Here is a 21253-nt window from a genome sequence, read left to right on the forward strand (position 1 = left end):
TCAGGTTCGCTACCGGTGACGTCACCGGTAGCGAACCTGACCCCCATCAAAAAAGGAGGAAGGTCGATGGCGCGCTGGATTTACGTGATGGGGACTCTGCTCGTGATGGTAACATTTTCTTTTTTTATCTTCTATTCTGTAAGGGCTTTCAATCTAACGCCAGATCGTCCTTCTGCTTCGTATAACGCTCCAGATTATCGATTCGTCCTCGTTACGGAAGAAGTTGATAATGATTACTGGCGACTAGTGGAGAAAGGGGCACGTGCTGCAGCTGAGAAATACAATGTTTCGTTACAGTATACCGGCCCAAAACAAGCTAATTTTGATGAGCATATGAAGATGATCGAAATGGCGGCTGCATCAAAAGTAGATGGGATTATCGCGCAAGGGTTGAATCAAGAAGTATCCCCAACGTTGATTAATCGTGTGACCGAAAAAGGAATTCCATTCTTAACCATAGATACGGATACTCCTGAAAGTAAGCGCGTGGCGTACGTAGGAACAGATAATTATTATGCCGGGTTTCTCGCAGGACAAGCGTTAGTGAAAGATACAAAAGGTGAAGTGAAGGTTGGCATCATTACGGGTCGGTTTGATTCAGCGAATCAAAAGCTTCGTGTGGAGGGATTTAAAGATGCGATTAAAGGTAGCGATCGTGTGACCGTAGTTGCTATCGATGAATCACAAATTACTAGAATACAAGCAGCTGAAAAAACGTATGAGATGATAAAAGATTATCCTGATATTAATGCCTTTTACGGAACGAGTGCCCTTGATGCAATCGGCATTGTGCAGGTTCTTGAAAGTATTGGAATGACGAATCGCGTCTATGTGATTGGGTTTGATATTCTCCCCGAAACCCTTCAACTTCTTAAAGAGGGGAAGCTCGAAGCGACTGTTGAACAAAAACCATATGAGATGGGATACGACGCTGTAGAATTAATGATTCAAGTGGTTAATGGAGAAAAGATTTCCACTTATCACCACACGATGACAGATGTAGTGCGGCAGAAAGACTTGACGCAAACAGAAACAATGACACCGGGAGGGATGAAACAACAATGAAAATTCAAGCGAGATTTATTCTCTTTTTTACATTGCTTGTTCTTTTGATGAACGGTGTCGCGTTTTACTTGTTTCATAGCAGTCAGCGAACGATTGATGATTATCACACGAGTTTTGAGCGGTTTATCGTTTTAAATGAAATCTCGCAACAAACCAATACGGTCTATGAAGCGATGAATACGTATTTAACGGCACGAACGCAAGCTGAATTAACCGCTTATGCCAATGAGCGAAAAGTTCTTTCGCAAGAAAAGGAAGAGCTCCTCGATACGGTGAAAAATGAAGGGAACGATCAAATCGTCACAAATTATGAAAACATGATTGAGAGCTTTTTACTCGAATGCGACATTACAGTGCAGGCTTTTCAGAGGCAGGAAATTAATCAATACTCAGGTCACTTAAACGAAGCGGCGCAAATCTCCGCTTTTATTCAGGAAACCACCTTAACGCTCATTAATTCTGAATTAACGGATTATCGAACCTTTTACAACGAAATGGATCAAAAAAGTTCGTACCTTCAGTGGATGGGAATTTCATTATTTGTTTCTATGATTCTATTCAGCCTCTTAATGGCCTTCTGGTTTTCGCGCGGCATTACAAAACCGATTCATGAACTTGCGTCTGCAGCCAAAAAACTATCCAAGGGAGATTTTACGGCAAGTAAGGTAGTTGTAAAGTCGAGAAGTGAACTGCGGTTGTTAGCAGAAACCTTTTATCGCATGCAGGAAAATATACAAGGGTTAATTATCGAAATGAAGCAGAAATCAGAGCTCGATCAGCTTCTAAAAGAAATGGAATTAAAAAGCTTACAAAGCCAGATGAATCCCCACTTTCTATTTAACACCCTGAACACGATTTCAAGACGTGCTTATATTGAAGGAGCTGAACAAACGAGTGAACTGATCGAATCGGTAGCTGCTCTTCTTCGTTACAACCTTGGCAATCTAGCAAAAGACGTGACTTTAAAAGATGAGCTAACGATTGTAAAGGAATACTTTTTTATCCAGAAGTCACGATTTGGTGAACGAGTGACGTTTAAGGTGATCGCAGACGAGAACGTTCTAGATTGCAAAATTCCGGTGTTAACGCTTCAGCCAATTGTTGAAAATGCCTTTATACATGGAGTGGAAACTTATGAAGAAGGTGGCGAAATTAGTATTCGTATTTATGAAGAACACGGGGATGTCGTAATCGAGGTTGTAGACAACGGGGTAGGAATGGAGACGACAAGGTTATCGCAACTGTTTTCCGATGAGGCACAATCGCCTTCAGAAAATAGACAAGGGCATTCTACGGGTCTTGGCATGCAAAATGTGAAGAAGCGAATCGAGTTGTTCTCCCATCAAGCTGGTTCCATGACGGTTCATTCCTCTAAGGAAATTGGAACAACGGTTAGACTGAATTTACCTTATAGAAAGCGGATAGGAGATGAACAATTTGCTTAAAATCATGATTGTCGATGATGAGCAGTTAGAGCGGGATGCCATTGAGATGATGATAACCCGAGAATATGGTGATAAGGTAAAACTATTAAAAGCAAAAAATGGGAGAGAAGCGATTTCATTTGTCGTCGAGTTTCAGCCACAGATCGTCTTTATGGATATTAAAATGCCCGGAATCGATGGAGTTGAGGCGGTAAAAACGATAAAAAGCAAGTACCCCCACATTCGATTTATCATGCTATCTGCTTTTGATACTTTTAACTATGCAAGAGACGTGATGCAGCAAGGGGTGAAAGAATACTTGCTAAAGCCAGGGCGTAAAAAGGAAATCTTAGCTGCTATCACACGTGTTTCAGAGGAACTTGAAGTAGAGCGAGTAGAAGCGGAAAGAAAGAAGCACGTTCAAGCGCAGCTTGCAAAAGCGGTTCATTTACTTGAAGGTGAGTGGATGAATGCGATCTTAATGAATCAAGTGACAGAGTTCAGTCCTGCAGAATGGAGCGAACTACTTGGCTTTCAGACGACAGCAGGTTATGCCATCGTTTTTAAATTTCCAAACAAACTGGATAGCTTCAATGAAATGGTTCAGTGGATCAAACGGAAAGTGAAAAGCACCTTCCCTGGGGAAGCTTTAATTGGAGTAAGAGATGAATACTATTTACCCTGCTTTCTTTTTAGTGACAGCCTTCAGGAGAAAGACAAGAAGCTAAAGGCGAAATTACAGCCTATGTTACGAAACCTTCTACATGAATTCAATCAGCATTTTGGCGTCGCGGTTTGTATTGGGGTAGGGAGACCATATAAGGAAGCCGAGCAATTTGTCGCATCTTATCGGGAAGCTCTTCATACTGTTCGTGACTTGGATTTTGAACAAGATGTCACTTATGCCTTTTATCATGAAGGGAAAAGTGCTAACGTACCTCAGCAGGATCACACACAGGAGCAGGAGTCGGTTGTGATTAATGCGATCAACAATGGTGACTTCACAAGAGCGATGAAAGAACTTGATGTGTATTTAGAAATGATTTCAATTGAACCAACATCCACTTATGTTCAAAAACTAAATGAACTTTTTCTTGTCGCGGAGCGTATCCTTCAAAACAATGGAATCGTCTTATCCTCTTATCAATACATTCAGGCGGAAAATGAGGATGACGCGACCAATCTAGCACGAGAAAAGTTGCGTAAGTTAAGTGAGCATGTCCAAGAATGGCGTACGCTTCATGGGGGAGATCGACTTGAACAGGTAAAACAATACATTCGAGCTCATTTTCATAAGCCGCTCACCCTTGAAGAAGCAGCTGAACACGTAGAGCTTAGTCCCTATTATGTTAGTAAATTATTTAAAGATCGAAGTGGCATGACATTCATTGATTACGTGACAGAAGTTAGAATTGGAGAAGCAAAACGAGAAATGCTAGATGCCTCTAAAAGTTTGAAAGAAATTTGTTTTAACGTTGGTTATAAAGATCCGAATTACTTTAGTCGAGTATTTAAACGAAAAGTCGGCTTATCGCCGTCTCAATATCGAGAGAAGCTGTTAGTATGAAATTTTTTCGAAATAAAAATAGCTGAAAAGCACCTTCTCGTGGATTGGGCGGTTTGGTTATAACAAATTTGGATCATTTCTCTATTTCTTTCTTCACCAATCTAAAGTTATACTTATGCAGTAGTCAAAAGATTTAACGATGGGACGCAACATCCCTTAAAACAGAGAGGATTTATCATCATGCTTGATTATAAGCTTTATAAAAACAAGTCGAGTGGCAGCGAAACGATCGTCTTGCTACATGGTCTTGGAGGAAACTATGGTATATTCTGTAATCAAATTGGAACATACAAAAAGAAGTATCATGTTTTAGCGATTAACTTACCGGGTCATGGTCAATCACCAAGTACGTCTAGCTATGGAAAACCTTTTACTAGTGAATTAATTGCCAATGAAATCCTTGCTCTTCTTGATAAATTGAAGATTACGAAAGTTCATTTAGTAGGCATTTCACTAGGCTCTGTTGCCGTGCATCACTTGCTACAACAAGCACCAGAACGCATTCAAAGTGCCGTCCTTGGGGGAGCGATTACACGATTCAACCCTTTAGCTTCTTTCCTACTTTTGGCTGGAAATGCAGTAAAAGCATTTATTCCGTATATGTGGTTGTACAAATTGTTTGCTTATGTGATGATGCCAAAATCGAACCACGCACTTTCTCGTAAACTCTTTATTAGAGAAGCGCTGAAAATGAATCGAAGCGATTTTCTCGCATGGTACAAGCTGGCTCCTCACGTAAAAGAAACCTATGCGGACGTCCAAGAAAATAGTAGAAATATCCCGAAACTATACATTTCAGGTGAGCAGGATCATCTTTTTGTGAAGCCCTTGCTTGAAGATACTAAAAGTGATGAACAGGCAACCCATTTAATTCTAGAGCAGTGTGGTCACGTTTGTAATGTTGAAAAACCTGGAGAATTTAATGTTGCTTCCATGGCGTTTTTCAGCGATGTTGAAACACGCATTTCCCCTGCATTATAAACGTTATTCAATCACTTTACTGCAAAGAGGATTCTTCACGACTAAACGCCCAGCCAATGTATGGCTGGGCGTTTAGCGTTTCTCTAATCGATAAAAATGCTATCCATAATTAAGTAACGCGTACATCTCCATCTTTCAGAATACCTTCCTTTACGTAACGCTGAATCGAATGTAGCTCCTTCACTATTCGCGTTTTCTCTGTTTCATCTTTCCACCAATTGTTTCGCTGTCCAAATTCTCGATCATCACTACAAAAACTATAGGAGATCCAGTCCGGCATATATGTTGTTAGTGTAAGATAACACCTTTTCATATGATAGGGGGAGCTGACGATCAGGAGTCTCTGAATATGATTAAGGCCGATGGATCGTTGTAACACCATTAGTGAGGCGAGTACATTCTCTGTTGTATTCGCGGCTTCAAGCTCTAAGAGGATATCCTTAGATGGAACACCGAGCTCGAGTAAGCGATCTCTCATCCAAATGGCTTCAGGTTCTTCATCTTCTCCCCATCGTGCAGCGGAACCAGAAACAAGAATTTTAGGAGCACGCTTATCATGGTAAAGAGCTGCTGCTTTAAGGACGCGGTGAATTGTTTTTGAACCAAAAACAAGAATACAGTCACCGCTTTGATGATCATCTATGGTGTCTTGAAACATAAACGTTGTCATTTCTTCTCTTGAGAGAGTGTCCGGATTTAATTCGGATAACTTCATTTTATTTTCACCTCGATCAGACGGATAGATCTACTTCTCTTCTCATTCTATCTTTGTATGTGAAGAACCTTCTTTTATTTGTTTTGTACTAGCTTATGAAACCGACCACAAAAAAGTGAAGATAACCACAAAAATATGAAGGCGCTTACATAACTTAGAAGCCATGAGTTTTGATAAAGTGTGAGTAACAAAAGAAATGGGGGGATCGATCGTATGAAGGGAAGGCTTAAATCATTTACCGGTTGGTTTTTAATTCTTGTGTTAGCTCTTGGACCACTTTCTGCTTGTTCGAGTTCTGATGAAACGAACAGTAGCGGCGGCTCGAGTTCTGATGAAACGCTTGATATTTTTAGCTGGTGGACAGGTGCAGGTGAAGAAGACGGATTAAATGCGCTTATTGACTTATTTAAAGAAGAGTACCCTGATATTGAAGTGGAAAATGCAGCCGTTGCTGGCGGTGCAGGAACGAATGCGAAGGCCGTACTTGCCAGTCGCATGCAAGGTGATGATCCTCCTGCAACGTTCCAGGTGCATGGCGGTTCCGAACTAAATGATGGGTGGGTCGCAGCTGGAAAGATGGAAACGCTTAACGACCTATATGAATCTGAAGGATGGGAAGATAAGTTTCCAGAGGATTTGATTGATCTTGTTAGTAAAGACGGCGATATTTATTCAGTCCCGGTAAACATTCATCGTGGTAACGTGCTTTGGTACAACACGAGCGTTTTTGAAGAAAGTGGCGTCGAGCCACCTAAGACGTTCGATGAATTCTTCGCAGCAGCCGATAAACTTCAGGAAGCAGGCGTAACACCGCTTGCCCTCGGTGATAAAGAGCCTTGGACAGCGACACATCTATTTGAAACAGCGCTCCTTGGAACGCTTGGTGCAGATGATTACAAAAAGCTTTTTACTGGTGAACTATCATTTAGTGATCCAAAAGTAAAAGAAGCGGCTGAGAATTTCAAAAAAATGCTGAGCTACGTAAACGAAGATCATAGCTCTCGTAACTGGCAAGATGCTTCTCAGCTCGTCGCAGATGGAGAAGCAGCGATGAACGTCATGGGAGATTGGGCGAAAGGTTACTTTGTGAATGATCTTAATCTGAAAGTAAAAGATGATTTTGGTTGGGTCGCAACACCGGGTACGGAAGAAATGTTTATGGTGATTACGGATACGTTTGGTTTACCAAAAGGAGTTTCTAACCCTGAAGACGTTAAGAAATTCTTATCTGTTCTTGGGTCTGTTGAAGGACAGGATGCATTTAATCCTTTAAAAGGTTCAATCCCAGCTCGCGTTGATGCGGACCTATCAAACTACGATGAATATGGAAAAGAAACGATTGAAGACTTCAAGAGTGCAAGCCTTGCACCGAGTCTTGCTCATGGATCGGCTGCACCTGAAGGTTTTGTCACAAAAGTGAACCAAGCGATTAATATTTTTGTGACGCAGCAGGATGTTGATCAATTGATCAGTTCACTCGAAGATGCTTCTGGTGACCTGAAGTAAAAATGTTGCTGGGAGAAGATTGGTTCTTCTCCCTTTTTGAATGGTAAGGGGGATGATGATGAAGACTGAAACAACGATGCGATCGGTCACAGTAACGACGCGAAAAAAACGTTCACTTACGAAGGATCACATGCTTGCGATCGGCTTTCTTATTCCATCGATTCTTTTAGTTGGTGTATTTGTTTATGGATTTATTGGCTGGACGGGTTACGTTTCGCTAAGTAATTGGAACTCACTTGTCCCAGACTTTTCATTTGTTGGATTGAAAAATTATCTCTATCTTTTTGGTGATTTCCGTTTTCAAGCAGACCTACGAAATACGCTCTTTTTTACAATTATGTTTATTTTAGCCGTGATTGTCGTTGGGCAAATTCTGGCGATCCTTTTAGACCAGAAGATTCAGCAGGAGTCGCTGTTCCGAAACATCTTTTTCTTTCCAATGGCGCTTTCATTTGTCGTTACAGGGGTTGTATGGCAGTGGCTTTTGAATCCTTCCACAGGGGTTAATTTATTTCTTGCGAAGCTCGGTCTGGATTCAAAATGGTACACCGATACTACGATTTTTCCTGCGATTGGCTGGGGGAAAATCGAATTCGGGATCCCAATCGCCATGATCGCTGTTGTCATTGCAGCCGTCTGGCAAATGACTGGTTTTTCAGTAGCCATGTATCTTGCCGGGTTACGAGGCGTTCCTGAAGAAGTAAGGGAAGCGGCTCGAATGGACGGAGCCAATGAATTCCAAGTATATTGGAAAATCATTATGCCGATCCTCCGTCCAATTACGGTCAGTGTGATTATCATTATGGCTCATATTTCACTTAAAATTTTCGATTTAATCTATGCAATGACGGGACCAGGCGCAAACTTTGTCACCGACGTGCCTGGTGTGTATATGTATGAAACAACGTTCAGAGGAAATTATTATGCAAACGGTGCAGCAATTGCGGTCGTCATGCTTTTAGCTGTTGCGATCTTTATTGTTCCTTATCTCTGGTCAAGTCGGAAGGGGGAAGCCTAGTGGCTATACGATCGTTCACACGTCCTATTCTCTATGCTTTACTTATTGCGCTTTCTTGTTTCTATCTGATGCCCGTTTACGTGATGATTATTACGAGTCTCAAACCACTTGAAGAAGTCACGTTAAGTCAAATGTGGCAGTTTCCGACATCTCTGGACTTTAGTAGCTATTCTGAGGCTTTTACGAAACTTGCGCCGAATCTATTAAATAGTTTCTATCTTGTGATACCAGCAACGTTGTTATCGGCGCTCTTAGGATCATTAAACGGATACGTCCTTTCCAAATGGAAATTCAAAGGCGCAAATACGCTGTTTACTGTCATTTTATTTGGGATGTTTATCCCGTATCAAAGTATTCTTATTCCACTGATTCAGTTTCTAAGGGAAATCGGTCTATACAATTCAATTGCTGGACTTGTATTTGTTCACGTGGTGTACGGTATTCCAATTACGACGCTAATGTTCCGAAACTTTTATGCGAGCATTCCTGATTCTATGATTGAATCGGCAAAAATCGATGGTGCTGGATTTCTAGGGGTGTACCGTTTCATTATGGTGCCGCTATCGATTACAGGCTTTGTTGTTGTCGCAATCTGGCAGTTTACAAACATTTGGAATGAGTTTTTATTTGCTGTAACGATTACGACATCGGATCAGCAGCCGGTTATGGTAGCGTTACAAAATTTATCTGGAAGTCAGATTGTCCAATGGAACGTTCAAATGGCTGGAGCCTTACTAGCTGCATTACCAACCCTTCTCGTGTATATTTTTCTCGGAAAGTTTTTTGTGAAAGGATTACTTGCGGGGTCAGTAAAAGGTTAGCGGTGAAAGAGCAGCTTATGCTGTTCTTTTTTTGTTTTTTCTACTAGAGGTTCTTCCCAAAATAGAGGGATTTCGCCTTCTTATCTTGAAATTTGTTAGAATAGTGAGAAAAATGTTAAAATTATTAAGTGATCTTACTTAAATGGAGGGGGAGTGCCGATGTTTCATGCTTATAATGTAGATGGTTACTTTGATGAGATGCTTAAGGAAGGCAAAAACCCAAGAGGACATTGTAAACCGTTCCATGAGAAATTAACCGACGTGGCGCCAGAAGAATTGCAATCGCGGTATGAACTGGCCCAGAGTGATTTTCTCAGACAGGGCATAACATTTACGGTTTATAGTGATAACGAAGGAACGGAACGAACGATGCCGTTTGATTTTGTTCCAAAAATTATTCCTCCAGATGAATGGCAGGAGCTAGAACGTGGACTCATGCAGCGTTTCGATGCCTTAAATGCATTTCTAGATGATGTGTATCATGAACAAAACATCCTAAAAGATGGCATTATTCCACGTGACCTTGTCGTAAATTGTCAGCATTTTTTCCAGCAAGTAGCAGGAATTGATCTTCCAAGAAGGCAACACATTTTTATGGCTGGAATCGATCTAATTCGCGACGATAACGGCGAGTACCGTGTTTTAGAAGATAATCTACGTAACCCCTCAGGCCTCTCCTATGTTTTTCAAAATCGGTATGTGATGCGCAAAGTGTATCCCGAATTTTTTAATCAATATTCCGTTCAATCGCTTGAACAGCAGTTTTCTTATCTTCATTCCGCGATGGCTTCGCTTGCTCCAGAAGGTCGCACATCGCCAACCATTGTCCTCTTAACACCGGGCGTTCATAATTCCGCCTATTACGATCATTCTTTCATTGCGCAACGAACAGGCATTGAGCTTGTTGAAGGAAGAGATCTTGTTGTAAGAGAACGACAAGTCTATATGAAAACAGCTCGTGGGTTAAAGCAGGTTGATGTTATTTATCGTCGCATTGATGATGAGTTTCTAGATCCGCTTGAATTTCGTGATGATTCCTTACTTGGCGTGCCCGGCTTGACCGACGTTTACCGTGCAGGAAATGTATCGATTTTAAACGGAATTGGTAATGGGGTGGCTGATGATAAAGCAATCTATCATTTTGTTCCTGACATGATTCGCTATTATTTAAAGGAAGAGCCGCTAGTCAAAAACGTTGATACATATCTTTTACGATATGACGATCAGCTAGAATATGTCCTCGATCATCTGTCAGAGCTAGTCGTAAAGCACACGAACGCTTCAGGTGGCTACAATATGCTAATCGGACCTCATGCTTCTAAGGAGGAAATAGAAGCGTATCGGGAACAGATTCTTAACAATCCGTCTGAATTTATCGCTCAACCAACAATTAAGCTATCTCGCTTACCCGCTTTTAAAGAAGACCGCTTTGCCGCATGTCACGTTGATCTTCGCGTTTTTATTTTTGGAGGAGAAAAGACGCATGTTTTCCCTGGAGGCTTAACCCGTGTCGCGCTAAAAGAAGGTTCGCTAGTCGTCAATTCATCACAAGGTGGCGGAGCGAAAGATACATGGGTGCTTGAAGAAAATCCAGTTCATATTTAAAAGGGGAGGGAGTATTGTCGATGCTAAGCAGAGTAGCTGATTCACTGTATTGGTTAACCCGAAATGTGGAGCGAGCGGAGAATAATGCACGCTTGATCGCGGTTAAATTAACAAGCCGTCTTGAAAATGCCAATCCTACTGAAGAAATGAATCAAAATTGGTATGAGCTCATTGAGATCAGCGGATTTAAAGAGGTTTTTGATGACGAATATGATCGTCCAATCGATCGAAATGTGATGGAATTTTTATTGTTTTCGATGAAAAATCCTAATTCTGTATTAAATACCATTACAATCGCAAGAGAGAATGCTCGAGCTGTTCGTGAAATTATTCCAAATGAACTTTGGGAAAGCATTAATTCGTTTTATTTAAGCTTAAAAAAACAGAGTCATGCACAGTGGACAATGGAAGAAGTGAGTGATATTTGTGAATTCGTAAAAAAGGATTCTCTTCTATTCCAAGGGATCGTTGAAGCAACAATGCCACGAGGAGATGCTTACCTTTTCATGGAAATGGGTAAACACCTGGAAAGGGCTGAAAAAGCTGCCCGCATCCTAGACGTGTATTATCATAAAAATTTAGATTGTTACCAGAACAAAGAAATTGTTGAGTATCATCACTGGTGGTCTGTTCTTCAGTCGGTTAGTGGGCACGAAGCATATATTAAAACATATCGACCGCTGATTAAAAGTCGCAATGTCGCTGAATTTTTCATTTTAAATGCTGAGTTTCCAAGGTCGATGATGTACTGTATTCAAAAAGTACGAAATGCTTTTGTTGCGCTCGAAGATGGTCACGTTGAACATTATTCAGAGTCACTTGCTCAGGAACTTGAGCACCTTGCCAATGATCTTTATGATTTTTCGATTGAAGAAATCTTAAATCAAGGTGCTCATGCGTTCCTTCAAAGCTTTCAACATCGCTGTATGACGATCGGCATGCACATTACAAAAACCTATTACTTGGGGGAAGTTGTGATACCATGAAATACGAAGTTACCCAAACGAACACTTATGAATATGAGTTGCCAGTAAGACAGAGCATTAATCAGTTCAGGTTACGGCCACTTCATGATGTGCAACAATCGCTTTATGATTATAGTGTTCGGATTCAACCTAAAAGCAAGACTTACGGGCACACGGATTATTGGGGCAACTATGTCGAGACGTTTTACCTTTGGGGCGAGCATCAAGGCCTTGAAATTGAAACCGTTTCAACGGTTGAAGTGCATCCACTCGCGCTGGATGTGACGTTACCGCTAACGGACAAGCAGCGGACAGAACTTCATTCAGAACCGTTTAAACAAGCGTATACGGAGTATTTAATTGAAACCGGATATACAACAATATCCAGACAGGTGATGGAGAAAGAAACGAAAGAACTCTGGGCAAATGCGAGAGATGAGCTTGAATTTGCTGTGAAGTTAAATGAGCATATTTATAACACGATGGAATATGTATCGGGAGCAACAAACGTGGAAACAACAGCTGAAAAAGTGCTTTCTCATCGTACTGGCGTTTGTCAGGACTACACTCACTTAATGTTGGCCTTATGCCGGCACCGCGGTATTCCGGCACGCTATGTTAGCGGGTATATTTACATTGGAGAAAACTCAGCTTATCGCGGCGATGCAGCAACGCATGCCTGGCTTGAGGTGAAAGTACCAGGTTTAGCCTGGATCGGGCTCGATCCAACGAACAATGCCATTGCGGCCGAGCAACATATTCGCATCGCAGTAGGACGAGACTATCGTGATATTTCCCCGCTAAAAGGGGTGTATATTGGCGGAGCTCAAACGCTAAACGTAAGCGTAGGAGTGAAAAATTTAGAAGAACGGGTCAGCGGGTAAGGAGCTGCCCGTTTTTTTATGGAAATGGACAAAATATGCAAAAAAATCTTTTGATGAAGTTTGAATTATTTTTAGAATCGTGTCTAAGCTAATCTGAATTAGGGTATTGAAAATAGTAGATCATTTGAAAAACAATAAAAAAGGGTGATGTCATTTGTCGGATTCCATCCACGTAACGATTAACGGCAAAAGTGTAGCCGTATCGAGTGAAAAGAGCGTGCTTGAAGCACTTAATGAAAATAGCCTGGATTTGCCTAGCGTATGCTACCATCCAAGTCTTGGCGCGATTGAAACATGTGATACTTGTATGGTAGAAGTGAACGGTGAAATTGTTAGAGGGTGTTCGACCGCGATCTCAAACGGAGATAGCATTAATACAACGGCTACACACGTAAAAGAAGCACAAACGATCGCGATGGATCGTATCCTTCACAATCACGAGCTTTATTGTACCGTTTGTGATTACAATAACGGCACGTGTGAAGTACATAATACGGTGAAACAAATGAAGATGAATCACCAGGCGATTCCATTCGAACAGAAACCAGATCCAGTGGATAACTCAAATCCTTTCTATCGATACGATCCAGATCAGTGTATTCTTTGTGGGCGCTGTGTGGAAGCGTGTCAGGATGTTCAGGTAACTGAAACGTTAACGATTGACTGGGAAAGAGAACGTCCACGCGTGATTTGGGACAATGATGTTGCCATTAATGAATCTTCATGTGTATCTTGTGGCCATTGCTCTACGGTATGTCCGTGTAATGCCATGATGGAAAAAGGGATGGAAGGAGAAGCGGGATTATTAACTAGCATTCAACAGGATACGCTTCGTCCGATGATTGAGCTAACGAAAAATGTTGAAACTGGTTATAATTCGATTCTCGCCATCTCTGATATGGAATCCGCCATGCGCGAAAATGAGATCAAGAAAACAAAAACGGTTTGTACCTACTGCGGAGTGGGCTGTAGCTTTGATGTTTGGACGAAAGGCAGAGATATTTTAAAAGTTGAGCCACAGGTGGAGGCGCCTGCAAACGGGATTTCCACTTGTATCAAAGGGAAATTTGGTTGGGATTACGTAAACAGTGAAGAACGTCTCACAAAGCCGCTTATTCGTGAAGGCGACTCGTTTAGAGAAGCGGAATGGGAAGAGGCATTGAAGCTAATTAGCCGAAAATTTTCAGAAGTAAAGGAAAACCACGGAGCGAACGCCCTTTCGTTTATTAGTTCTTCCAAATGTACGAATGAAGAATCGTATTTGATGCAAAAGCTTGGGAGAAGCGTAATCGGAACGAACAATATTGATAACTGCTCACGCTATTGTCAAACGCCAGCCACTGTCGGGTTATTCCGTACAGTTGGACACGGGGGTGACGCAGGATCTATTAAAGATATTGAAATGTCTGAGCTTGTGATTGTCATCGGATCGAATACGTCAGAATCTCATCCTGTCCTATCGACGAGAGTGAAGCGGGCGAATAAGCTGCATGGTCAAAAACTAATTGTTTCCGATCTTCGAAAACATGAAATGGCCGAGCGATCTGATTTATTCATTCGTCCATCTTCTGGCTCTGATCTCGTCTGGCTCTCTGCTGTAACAAAGTACATTATTGATCAAGGGTGGGCGGATGAAGCCTTCTTAAAAGATCGCGTTAACGGTCTTGATGATTATATTGCTAGTCTCGAAAAATACACAATGAGCTACGCATCTGAAGTAACCGGGATCGCTGAGGCGGAATTAATTCAAATCGCTGAAATGATTCATGAAGCAAAAACAACTGTTGCGCTATGGGCTATGGGTGTCACGCAACACGGAGGCGGATCAGATACGAGTACAGCGATCTCTAACCTTCTTCTTGTTACCGGTAACTATGGAAAGCCGGGTACAGGAGCTTATCCACTTCGCGGTCATAATAATGTGCAGGGTGCAAGTGACTTTGGAAGCATGCCTGATAAAATGCCAGGTTATGAAAATGTGACTGATGAAAAGGTGCGCGCTAAATATGAAAAAGCCTGGGGAACGCCACTCCCTGAAGAAATCGGCTTGAACAATCATGAAATGGTTGAGCATATCCATGAAGGTAAACTTAAAGCGATGTACTTAAAAGGAGAAGACATGGGAATCGTTGATTCAAACATCAATCATGTTCATGCTGCTTTTGAGAAGCTTGACTTCTTCGTGGTCCAAGATCTATTTCTTACAAAAACGGCTCAATTCGCTGATGTTGTGTTACCAGCAAGTCCAAGTCTTGAGAAAGAAGGAACCTTCACAAATACTGAGCGTCGCTTCCAACGTCTTTATCAGGCGCTAGAGCCACTTGGAGAATCGAAGCCAGATTGGCAAATCATTATGGAAATCGCCAATGAAATGGGTGCAGACTGGGATTATGACAGTCCGAGTGACATTATGGCTGAAGCCGTTCAACTTGCAGATATGTTTGCTGGCGTTTCCTACGAACGCCTTGAGGGATATAAGAGTCAGCAGTGGCCTGTTGCGGCAGATGGAACGGATTCACCTCTTCTCTTTACAGAAGATTTCCCGTTTCCAGATGGAAAAGCCAGATTATTCCCAGTTGAATGGACGAAACCACTTGAGTATGATGACCAGTATGACCTTCATGTCAATAATGGACGTCTACTTGAACATTTCCATGAAGGAAATATGACATATCAAAATGAAGGCATTAAATCAAAAACACCAAGTACATTCGTTGAAGTTTCTCCTGAATTAGCAAAAGAACGAGGACTTACGGATGGAACGCTTGTCAGACTGTCCTCACCATATGGCGCTGTGAAAATTAAGTGTCTCGTTACCGATCGCGTTCAGGGGAAAGAAATTTATATTCCACTGAATGACCAGGATGATGCTGCGATTAATTTGTTAACAAGTAGTTATGCGGATAAAGATACGGATACGCCTGTTTACAAAGAAGTAAAAGCGAAGATGGAGATCTTGAAAGATAAAGGCACTTCGCCACTTCCTAAGATTAATCATCGCTATGGAAATCCACAGCCACAAAAAGGTGTCATGGTTGAGAGGAAATGGGCAAGAAAAGATTACTTATTCCCTGGAGAAATGGTGAAAAAGGAGGGCATTAACTATGGCAAAAGCCATTAAGCAAATCAAGCGTATCGAAGTTTCTGAAGAAGAGAAACGAGCGAATGATCTAAAGGAAATTGAAGATGCGTTGCTTGATAATAAAGATGCCCTTCTTGAAACATTAAGTGTGGTTGGGGGAATGAAGGAACGTGGTATTCTCACTCTTTTAAATGGTCTTTTTGGGGAAGGAGATCGGGTTTTAAAAGTGATTGTAGATTTATTAAATGTTCCTGAGAATACAACGGCATTAAAAAACCTGATGCTTCTCTTTGGGGCAGCCGGTAAAATTAATGTGCAGGATCTTGAACCCTTGTTATTAAAAGTGAATTCGGGAATTGAAAATGTAGCGGAGAATTCTGAGAAAAACGAAAAGACAGGGTACCTTGATTTGCTTCGTGCCTTAAAAGATCCAGAAATTAATCGATCCCTTACGATTCTCATTACCTTTTTAAAAGGAATGGGCAAAGATACAGAGAACGAAGAGAAAGTAAACGATAAGTCTCAGTCATCTGAAATGAGACAGGATATTTAGCTTGCGATATTCAAAGAGCCCTGCCGTTCATCGGCGGGGCTCTTTCGCGTTTGCTGTTCTGGAGAAAATCGAAAAAAGAATTAAAGTGAGAACAATTCCTAATGTGTCAGGCACGAAAACATCAATTAAATGACCAGTTCTACCTTCAACTCGGCTTTGATGAAATTCATCAAATAAGGCATAAAGAAACGCAATGATTGATCCTAAGAAGATGGCATTCGATCGCTTGAATTCTTTAACTGCCTTAATACATAAAAAAGCAAGCACGGCGAATGAGGCCACATGCGCCCCTTTTCTCAGAAAAAATTCAACGTACTGGTAAGGCGCTGACGGTGTGACAAGTACACCGTCATAAGTAAAGGTAATCGGAGGCAAATCTCCCTCTTCAATTGAGATCATTCCTTTGAAAAATGGTTTCATATCCTGTTTTTGATAAGGGGTATGAGAGGATATAAATAGGATGCTCATCATCGTTAAAGCAAGAAAAGTCCATTTTCGCTTCGTTATAAATTTCATACATTTTCCACGTTCTTTCTTAAGCAGTTTAGTCCCTATCATATCGGAAATCATGCATAATAGGGAGTAGTTTCGTGAAGAAATGTTAACTTTTTGTATTGATCACGTGAATGATGCCTGAAATGATTCAGGCGCACTTATAATAAAAAGGAATTCATATTGAAAGGGAGATTTGTGATGAAAATCGCTGTAATTGGTGCTGGCTATGTTGGTTTAGTCACAGGTGTCAGTCTTGCTGAAATTGGACATCGTGTCACGTGCATTGATGTAGACCATGAGAAAGTAGCGATGATGACGAAAGGCTATTCGCCAATTTATGAGCCGGATCTGGAAGTGATGATGAAAAGGAATTTGCATTATGGTCGTCTTGATTTCACTACTTCTCATCAAAAAGCGTTTGAGGGAGTAGACGTCATCTATTTGGCTGTTGGCACACCACAACTGCCTGATGGAACAGCAGATCTACAATACATTGACCAGGCTGCCAGGACGATTGGAACGTCCCTCCAAAAAGGATGCATTGTTGTCACAAAGAGTACAGTCCCCGTTGGAACGAATATCCGAATTAAAGCTTTGATTGAAGAGAAGTCCATGAACAAGATCAAAATCGACATTGTATCAAATCCAGAATTTCTTCGAGAGGGATCAGCTGTTTACGATACGTTTCATGGAGACCGTATTGTGATTGGAGCAGAGAATCAAGAAGCGGCTGCAGTGCTAGAGCGAGTGAATCAGCCGTTCAATATTCCGATTTATCATACAGACCTCAATAGTGCTGAAATGATTAAATATGCTTCGAATGCGTTTCTTGCTACAAAGATCAGCTTTATTAATGAAATCTCTGCCATTTGTGAAAAGGTAGGGGCGAATGTAGATGATGTTGCACTTGGTATGGGGAAAGATCGGAGAATTGGTGAGCACTTTCTTAAAGCAGGAATTGGTTACGGTGGTTCTTGTTTTCCAAAGGATACGAATGCACTTGTGCAATTGGCTGGGAACAATCAACATGACTTTAAATTGCTTCAATCCGTCATCGAAGTGAATCATTCTCAGCAAACGAAACTTATTGAAAAAACGCGTGAAGCAGTGGGAGATCTTCAAGGGAAAAGAGTAGCGCTTCTAGGTCTCGCGTTCAAACCTAACACTGACGACATGAGGGAAGCTGCTTCTATTCCAATCGCGCATGCTTTAAAGGAACAAGGTGCCAATATTGTGGCTTATGACCCTATTGCCATTCAAAATGCAAAACAGCATTTACCACAAGGGATCTGCTATGAAGAATCGCTAATAAATGCCTTAACGGGAGCAGAGGTGGCATTAATACTCACAGAGTGGAAAGAAATTAAGACACTCGATTTGAGTCATTATATTAAGTGGATGGCGTCTCCAATCATTATCGATGGGAGAAATTGTTATCCGTTGAATGTGGTCGAGAAGTATCCTATTCATTACTTTTCTATTGGTCGGCCAACAGTCAATCGACGCAGTGTATCTGTTTCAGTAAATTAATGCGATAAAACAGCATCCGCTGCTTATCGTATTTTTTTTGTAAAAAAATATCTCGATTTCAGAATATTAATACTTGAAAAAACCATTCACTTTGGTAAAATATGTTTGTTGGTATACTTAAAAAGGTACGACTTGCATTGTTGAAAATGCGATTGAATGGAGTGAGAAGATGGTAGAAAAGACGTGTGACAAATGCCTAAAGTCTTCATATAGCAGTAATTATCAAGGAGAGTGGATTTGTCCCTATTGCGGAAAAGACCTTACAAAAATTCCTGTGAATAACGAAGACTATCTCTATAGCGCACAAGTAGTGAAAAATAAATCATAAGCGCCTTTGGTGAATCGATACGTGGTTTAAAAATAAGACTATCGCTGGTTCTATAATTGACTAGAATGAAGTTGCTCGAAAAGGATTGTATGGTATGGGAGATTTCATCAAGATTATTGTCGCTATTGTCAATGAGTTACATGATATATTAATTACAGTGATGGACGGGCTAGGGTTTACGGTGACAGATAAGGAACTTCATTTCTGGGTAATCGGCTTAATGGGAATGGGCGGGTTTGTAATTGTTCAATATTTATTTCGATTACTCTCAAAATGGAGCATTACAGCGATTTCGTTCATCTACACAATGACTGTACTGCTTGTGGTTGTGTTTGCAATTGAAATTCAGCAGAAAATCACTGGCAGAGGAAACATGGAATTTGCGGATGCTGTTGTTGGATTACAGGGATTTATTGTTTTATTCCTCATTTATTTAACCATACGTCTTGCGTTAAAAGGACTAAGAAGACTACATAAATCAGTCACAAACAAGAAACATACGTAGTAGATAGCCTGTTCAAGGTTATCTTTTTTTATTTAGAGCAGAACAAAAAAAGTTTTACTCAACTTTAGTTAACATAGCTATTAAAAAAAGAAGAGAAACATTGTTCTCTTCTTTCGGGTTTAGTAAGTCATTTGCGTTAGAAAAGCAATAGCCGCTCCAATGAGGATAGCAGAGACGGGTAAAAGAAGATAAATCATTTTCTCTTTACGCTGTCTACGATATTGAATTTCTTCAGGTGTTAGCCACGATTCTTTCATAAATAATTCTCCCCCTGGTTCTTGCTACAATCGCACTGGAGGCCGTATTCGGCAGCTGGCTGACTGTCGGATTAACAGTCCGTGAAGTCCCTATAGCTTTGCGTCATCACTTTTCAGTAATTTTGCCATTCTCGTACGATTTGAAGCATTTATAAATCATAATAGTTAAGCGGTGTCATGAAAAAGTAAAAATTGTCGAAAAATGACTTCAATTCTAAGTATAACCTATTCTCTTTTACGTGTATATTGGGAAAATGCAGATAATATGCTTTGATTTATTAAAAGTTTGTAAACGAGGTTTCCCAATGTCACCTCCTTTAAGTCATGTGCATGCTGATTGGTAGGTTACGAAAATTTTTTCGTTTGTTTCGCTATTTGGACACAGGCTCACGCATGAAAAAAATTTGATGGATAAGAATAAAGATAGAAAGGAGGCTGATCTTAAATGAACAAGCGCAAAGCACAATCTAATGCTGCGTTAACAAATAATCAAACTCCTAAAGAGAGTATCCCCAACCCGGAAGCTGCCAAACGATCGCGAAAAAAGGAAAGATAATTTTATCATCCTTGATTCGTTAGAAGAGCAATGCCAATGTCTAGTAAAATTGATCACAAAGGAATGGCAAGGAAAAGCATCTTTTCCTTGCGCTTTTTTTGATAAATACTTCGCCCCTATGATCATTTTTTTATTACTGTTAAGATGAAGACGCTGCACCGTTTTATCTAATATCGGTTTAAGGTTGAAAAGATTTTAGGATAATTTGTCGATTTTTAAGAAATAATCGGTAAGACCTACTTTATTTCAATTTATTGGTATTGATTTAGGTTTTAAGTTGGAGGGAGGCGCTAGCCATGCCTGTAATCTATTTGGAAACGCTCATTGATGCCCCAATTCAAACGTGTTTTGATTACGCAAGAAATGTAGATGCGCATATGAAAAGCACGGAACAAACAAATGAAAAAGCGATTGATGGAGTGACAAACGGATTGATGAAAGAAGGAGATACAGTCACGTGGGAGGCTACTCATTTTGGAATCAAGCAACGTTTAACAGCTAAAATTACAGGGATGAGCGAACCTGATTGGTTTATAGATGAAATGACAAAAGGCGCATTTAAATCGTTCGTTCATACCCATCGGTTTGAAGATCTAGGTGGTGTAACGTTAATGATCGATCAATTCGCCTATAAAGCGCCCTATGGAATTCTCGGCAATCTGGCCAACGTATTCTTTCTTAAGAAATATATGAAAAATCTACTAGAAAAGAGAGCTAGCGAGTTAAAGAAGATGGCCGAATCAACTGTATAAGCGACTTCAATTCAGGCGACACTGTAATGTGCTTGAATAGGAGGCGAACCTTTTTGCATGTTTCTCGTACAATCGTAATGGTCAGCATCCAATGCTGGCTTGCTGTCGGATTTGTTCTTTCATGTATGGCATCGCTTACGCTATTTGGTCAAGAACCTGCTCCGATTATTGTTAAAGGAATCGCGCGAATTGTCCAATCAAGGGAACTTCATTATGGTCCCTTAACAGTAAGTTTACTAAACAATGGCGAAAGTGGGTTTGCTCATTTTGTCATTCGAAAACTTGGTCACTTTTTTGTATACAGCTTTTTAACGATATTCTTGTTTCATTTAGTTAAAGCGAGCGACTCTCTTCTTCGGACGCTGTTTGTGTTGCTTATTGTTAGTATCTTTGCTGTGACTGACGAGTTTGTTCAAGCCTTTTTGCCAAATCGCACCCCGCTCATAACAGACATATTTGTTGATCTAACAGGTTGCCTACATAGTATCATTCTTATGAAAATGTGGTATATATGTCGATTACGAAAAGCTCCCGCATAGCGGAAGCTTTTTGTAATGAAAGAATAGATGAGCAGTGCTTTTATAGTAAAAATATCCTATGGATTCGACACCGATTATAGGTATTCTATGTTATTTTTGTAAGAT

19 protein-coding genes and 1 riboswitch are annotated in these 21253 nt (G+C 40.8%); of the genes, 16 read left to right on the forward strand and 3 right to left on the reverse strand.

The features are described from left to right. Positions 1–66: 66 nt before the first annotated feature. The 4 genes from LC090_RS03315 to LC090_RS03330 all read left to right on the forward strand — a co-directional run bounded on the left by LC090_RS03315 (position 67) and on the right by LC090_RS03330 (position 5037). Positions 67–1065: a sugar-binding protein gene (locus LC090_RS03315; RefSeq protein WP_226655278.1), complete on the forward strand. Its 999-nt coding sequence runs from the start codon at positions 67–69 to the stop codon at positions 1063–1065. Beyond that, positions 1062–2510 (forward strand): sensor histidine kinase, encoded by a 1449-nt coding sequence (locus LC090_RS03320; RefSeq protein WP_226655279.1) that lies wholly within the window; start codon positions 1062–1064, stop codon positions 2508–2510. Before LC090_RS03315 ends, LC090_RS03320 begins: the two co-directional genes overlap by 4 nt. Beyond that, positions 2503–4056, forward strand: a complete 1554-nt coding sequence (locus tag LC090_RS03325) for a helix-turn-helix domain-containing protein (protein ID WP_226655280.1) — start codon at positions 2503–2505, stop codon at positions 4054–4056. Before LC090_RS03320 ends, LC090_RS03325 begins: the two co-directional genes overlap by 8 nt. Before the next feature lie 180 nt (positions 4057–4236). Continuing rightward, positions 4237–5037: an alpha/beta fold hydrolase gene (locus LC090_RS03330; protein ID WP_226655281.1), complete on the forward strand. Its 801-nt coding sequence runs from the start codon at positions 4237–4239 to the stop codon at positions 5035–5037. 109 nt (positions 5038–5146) lie between these two features. On the opposite strand, the gene LC090_RS03335 is transcribed toward LC090_RS03330, so the two are convergent. Continuing rightward, entirely contained in the window at positions 5147–5752 is a 606-nt protein-coding gene (locus LC090_RS03335) for a YdcF family protein (RefSeq protein ID WP_226655283.1), read from the reverse strand. A gap of 213 nt (positions 5753–5965) precedes the next feature. On the opposite strand from LC090_RS03335, the gene LC090_RS03340 reads away from it, so the two are divergent. From LC090_RS03340 to LC090_RS03375, 8 genes are all read left to right on the forward strand, one after another. Then, a complete protein-coding gene (locus tag LC090_RS03340) occupies positions 5966–7258 on the forward strand; it encodes an ABC transporter substrate-binding protein (RefSeq protein ID WP_226655285.1) in 1293 nt (430 codons plus the stop codon). 76 nt (positions 7259–7334) lie between these two features. Further along, positions 7335–8276 (forward strand): carbohydrate ABC transporter permease, encoded by a 942-nt coding sequence (locus tag LC090_RS03345; protein WP_425590630.1) that lies wholly within the window; start codon positions 7335–7337, stop codon positions 8274–8276. A gap of 68 nt (positions 8277–8344) precedes the next feature. Continuing rightward, positions 8345–9097: a carbohydrate ABC transporter permease gene (locus LC090_RS03350; protein ID WP_255648015.1), complete on the forward strand. Its 753-nt coding sequence runs from the start codon at positions 8345–8347 to the stop codon at positions 9095–9097. A gap of 159 nt (positions 9098–9256) precedes the next feature. Beyond that, positions 9257–10702: a circularly permuted type 2 ATP-grasp protein gene (locus tag LC090_RS03355; RefSeq protein WP_226655288.1), complete on the forward strand. Its 1446-nt coding sequence runs from the start codon at positions 9257–9259 to the stop codon at positions 10700–10702. A gap of 20 nt (positions 10703–10722) precedes the next feature. Continuing rightward, positions 10723–11688 carry an alpha-E domain-containing protein gene (locus tag LC090_RS03360; protein ID WP_226655290.1) on the forward strand — a complete coding sequence of 322 codons (966 nt, stop codon included), beginning with the start codon at positions 10723–10725 and terminating at the stop codon, positions 11686–11688. After that, positions 11685–12551 carry a transglutaminase family protein gene (locus LC090_RS03365; RefSeq protein WP_226655293.1) on the forward strand — a complete coding sequence of 289 codons (867 nt, stop codon included), beginning with the start codon at positions 11685–11687 and terminating at the stop codon, positions 12549–12551. The genes LC090_RS03360 and LC090_RS03365 overlap by 4 nt, the downstream gene beginning before the upstream one ends. 154 nt (positions 12552–12705) lie before the next feature. Then, positions 12706–15672, forward strand: a complete 2967-nt coding sequence (gene fdhF / locus LC090_RS03370) for a formate dehydrogenase subunit alpha (protein WP_226655295.1) — start codon at positions 12706–12708, stop codon at positions 15670–15672. Further along, positions 15656–16186: a DUF1641 domain-containing protein gene (locus tag LC090_RS03375; protein ID WP_226655297.1), complete on the forward strand. Its 531-nt coding sequence runs from the start codon at positions 15656–15658 to the stop codon at positions 16184–16186. The genes fdhF and LC090_RS03375 overlap by 17 nt, the downstream gene beginning before the upstream one ends. Before the next feature lie 27 nt (positions 16187–16213). Here LC090_RS03375 and LC090_RS03380 read toward each other — a convergent pair whose 3' ends face one another. Then, positions 16214–16702 (reverse strand): VanZ family protein, encoded by a 489-nt coding sequence (locus tag LC090_RS03380; RefSeq protein ID WP_226655299.1) that lies wholly within the window; start codon positions 16700–16702, stop codon positions 16214–16216. A 177-nt stretch (positions 16703–16879) separates the two neighbouring features. On the opposite strand from LC090_RS03380, the gene LC090_RS03385 reads away from it, so the two are divergent. Further along, the gene (locus tag LC090_RS03385; protein WP_226655301.1) at positions 16880–18211 is read left to right on the forward strand and encodes a UDP-glucose dehydrogenase family protein; all 1332 of its coding nucleotides are present in this window, start codon (positions 16880–16882) and stop codon (positions 18209–18211) included. A gap of 422 nt (positions 18212–18633) precedes the next feature. Then, on the forward strand, positions 18634–19044 hold the full coding sequence (locus LC090_RS03390) for a hypothetical protein (protein WP_226655303.1): 411 nt from the start codon (positions 18634–18636) through the stop codon (positions 19042–19044). A 119-nt stretch (positions 19045–19163) separates the two neighbouring features. Here LC090_RS03390 and LC090_RS03395 read toward each other — a convergent pair whose 3' ends face one another. Further along, positions 19164–19301, reverse strand: a complete 138-nt coding sequence (locus LC090_RS03395; RefSeq protein WP_224596625.1) for a hypothetical protein — start codon at positions 19299–19301, stop codon at positions 19164–19166. A gap of 47 nt (positions 19302–19348) precedes the next feature. Then, positions 19349–19438, reverse strand: a riboswitch (cyclic di-GMP riboswitch). A gap of 715 nt (positions 19439–20153) precedes the next feature. Between LC090_RS03395 and LC090_RS03400 the strand changes: the two genes are divergently transcribed. After that, on the forward strand, positions 20154–20609 hold the full coding sequence (locus LC090_RS03400; protein ID WP_226655305.1) for an SRPBCC family protein: 456 nt from the start codon (positions 20154–20156) through the stop codon (positions 20607–20609). Between the two features lie 53 nt (positions 20610–20662). After that, positions 20663–21148 carry a VanZ family protein gene (locus LC090_RS03405; protein ID WP_226655307.1) on the forward strand — a complete coding sequence of 162 codons (486 nt, stop codon included), beginning with the start codon at positions 20663–20665 and terminating at the stop codon, positions 21146–21148. Positions 21149–21253: the final 105 nt, after the last annotated feature.

Source organism: Guptibacillus hwajinpoensis, assembly GCF_020524165.1.
Taxonomy (GTDB): domain Bacteria; phylum Bacillota; class Bacilli; order Bacillales; family Guptibacillaceae; genus Guptibacillus; species Guptibacillus hwajinpoensis_D.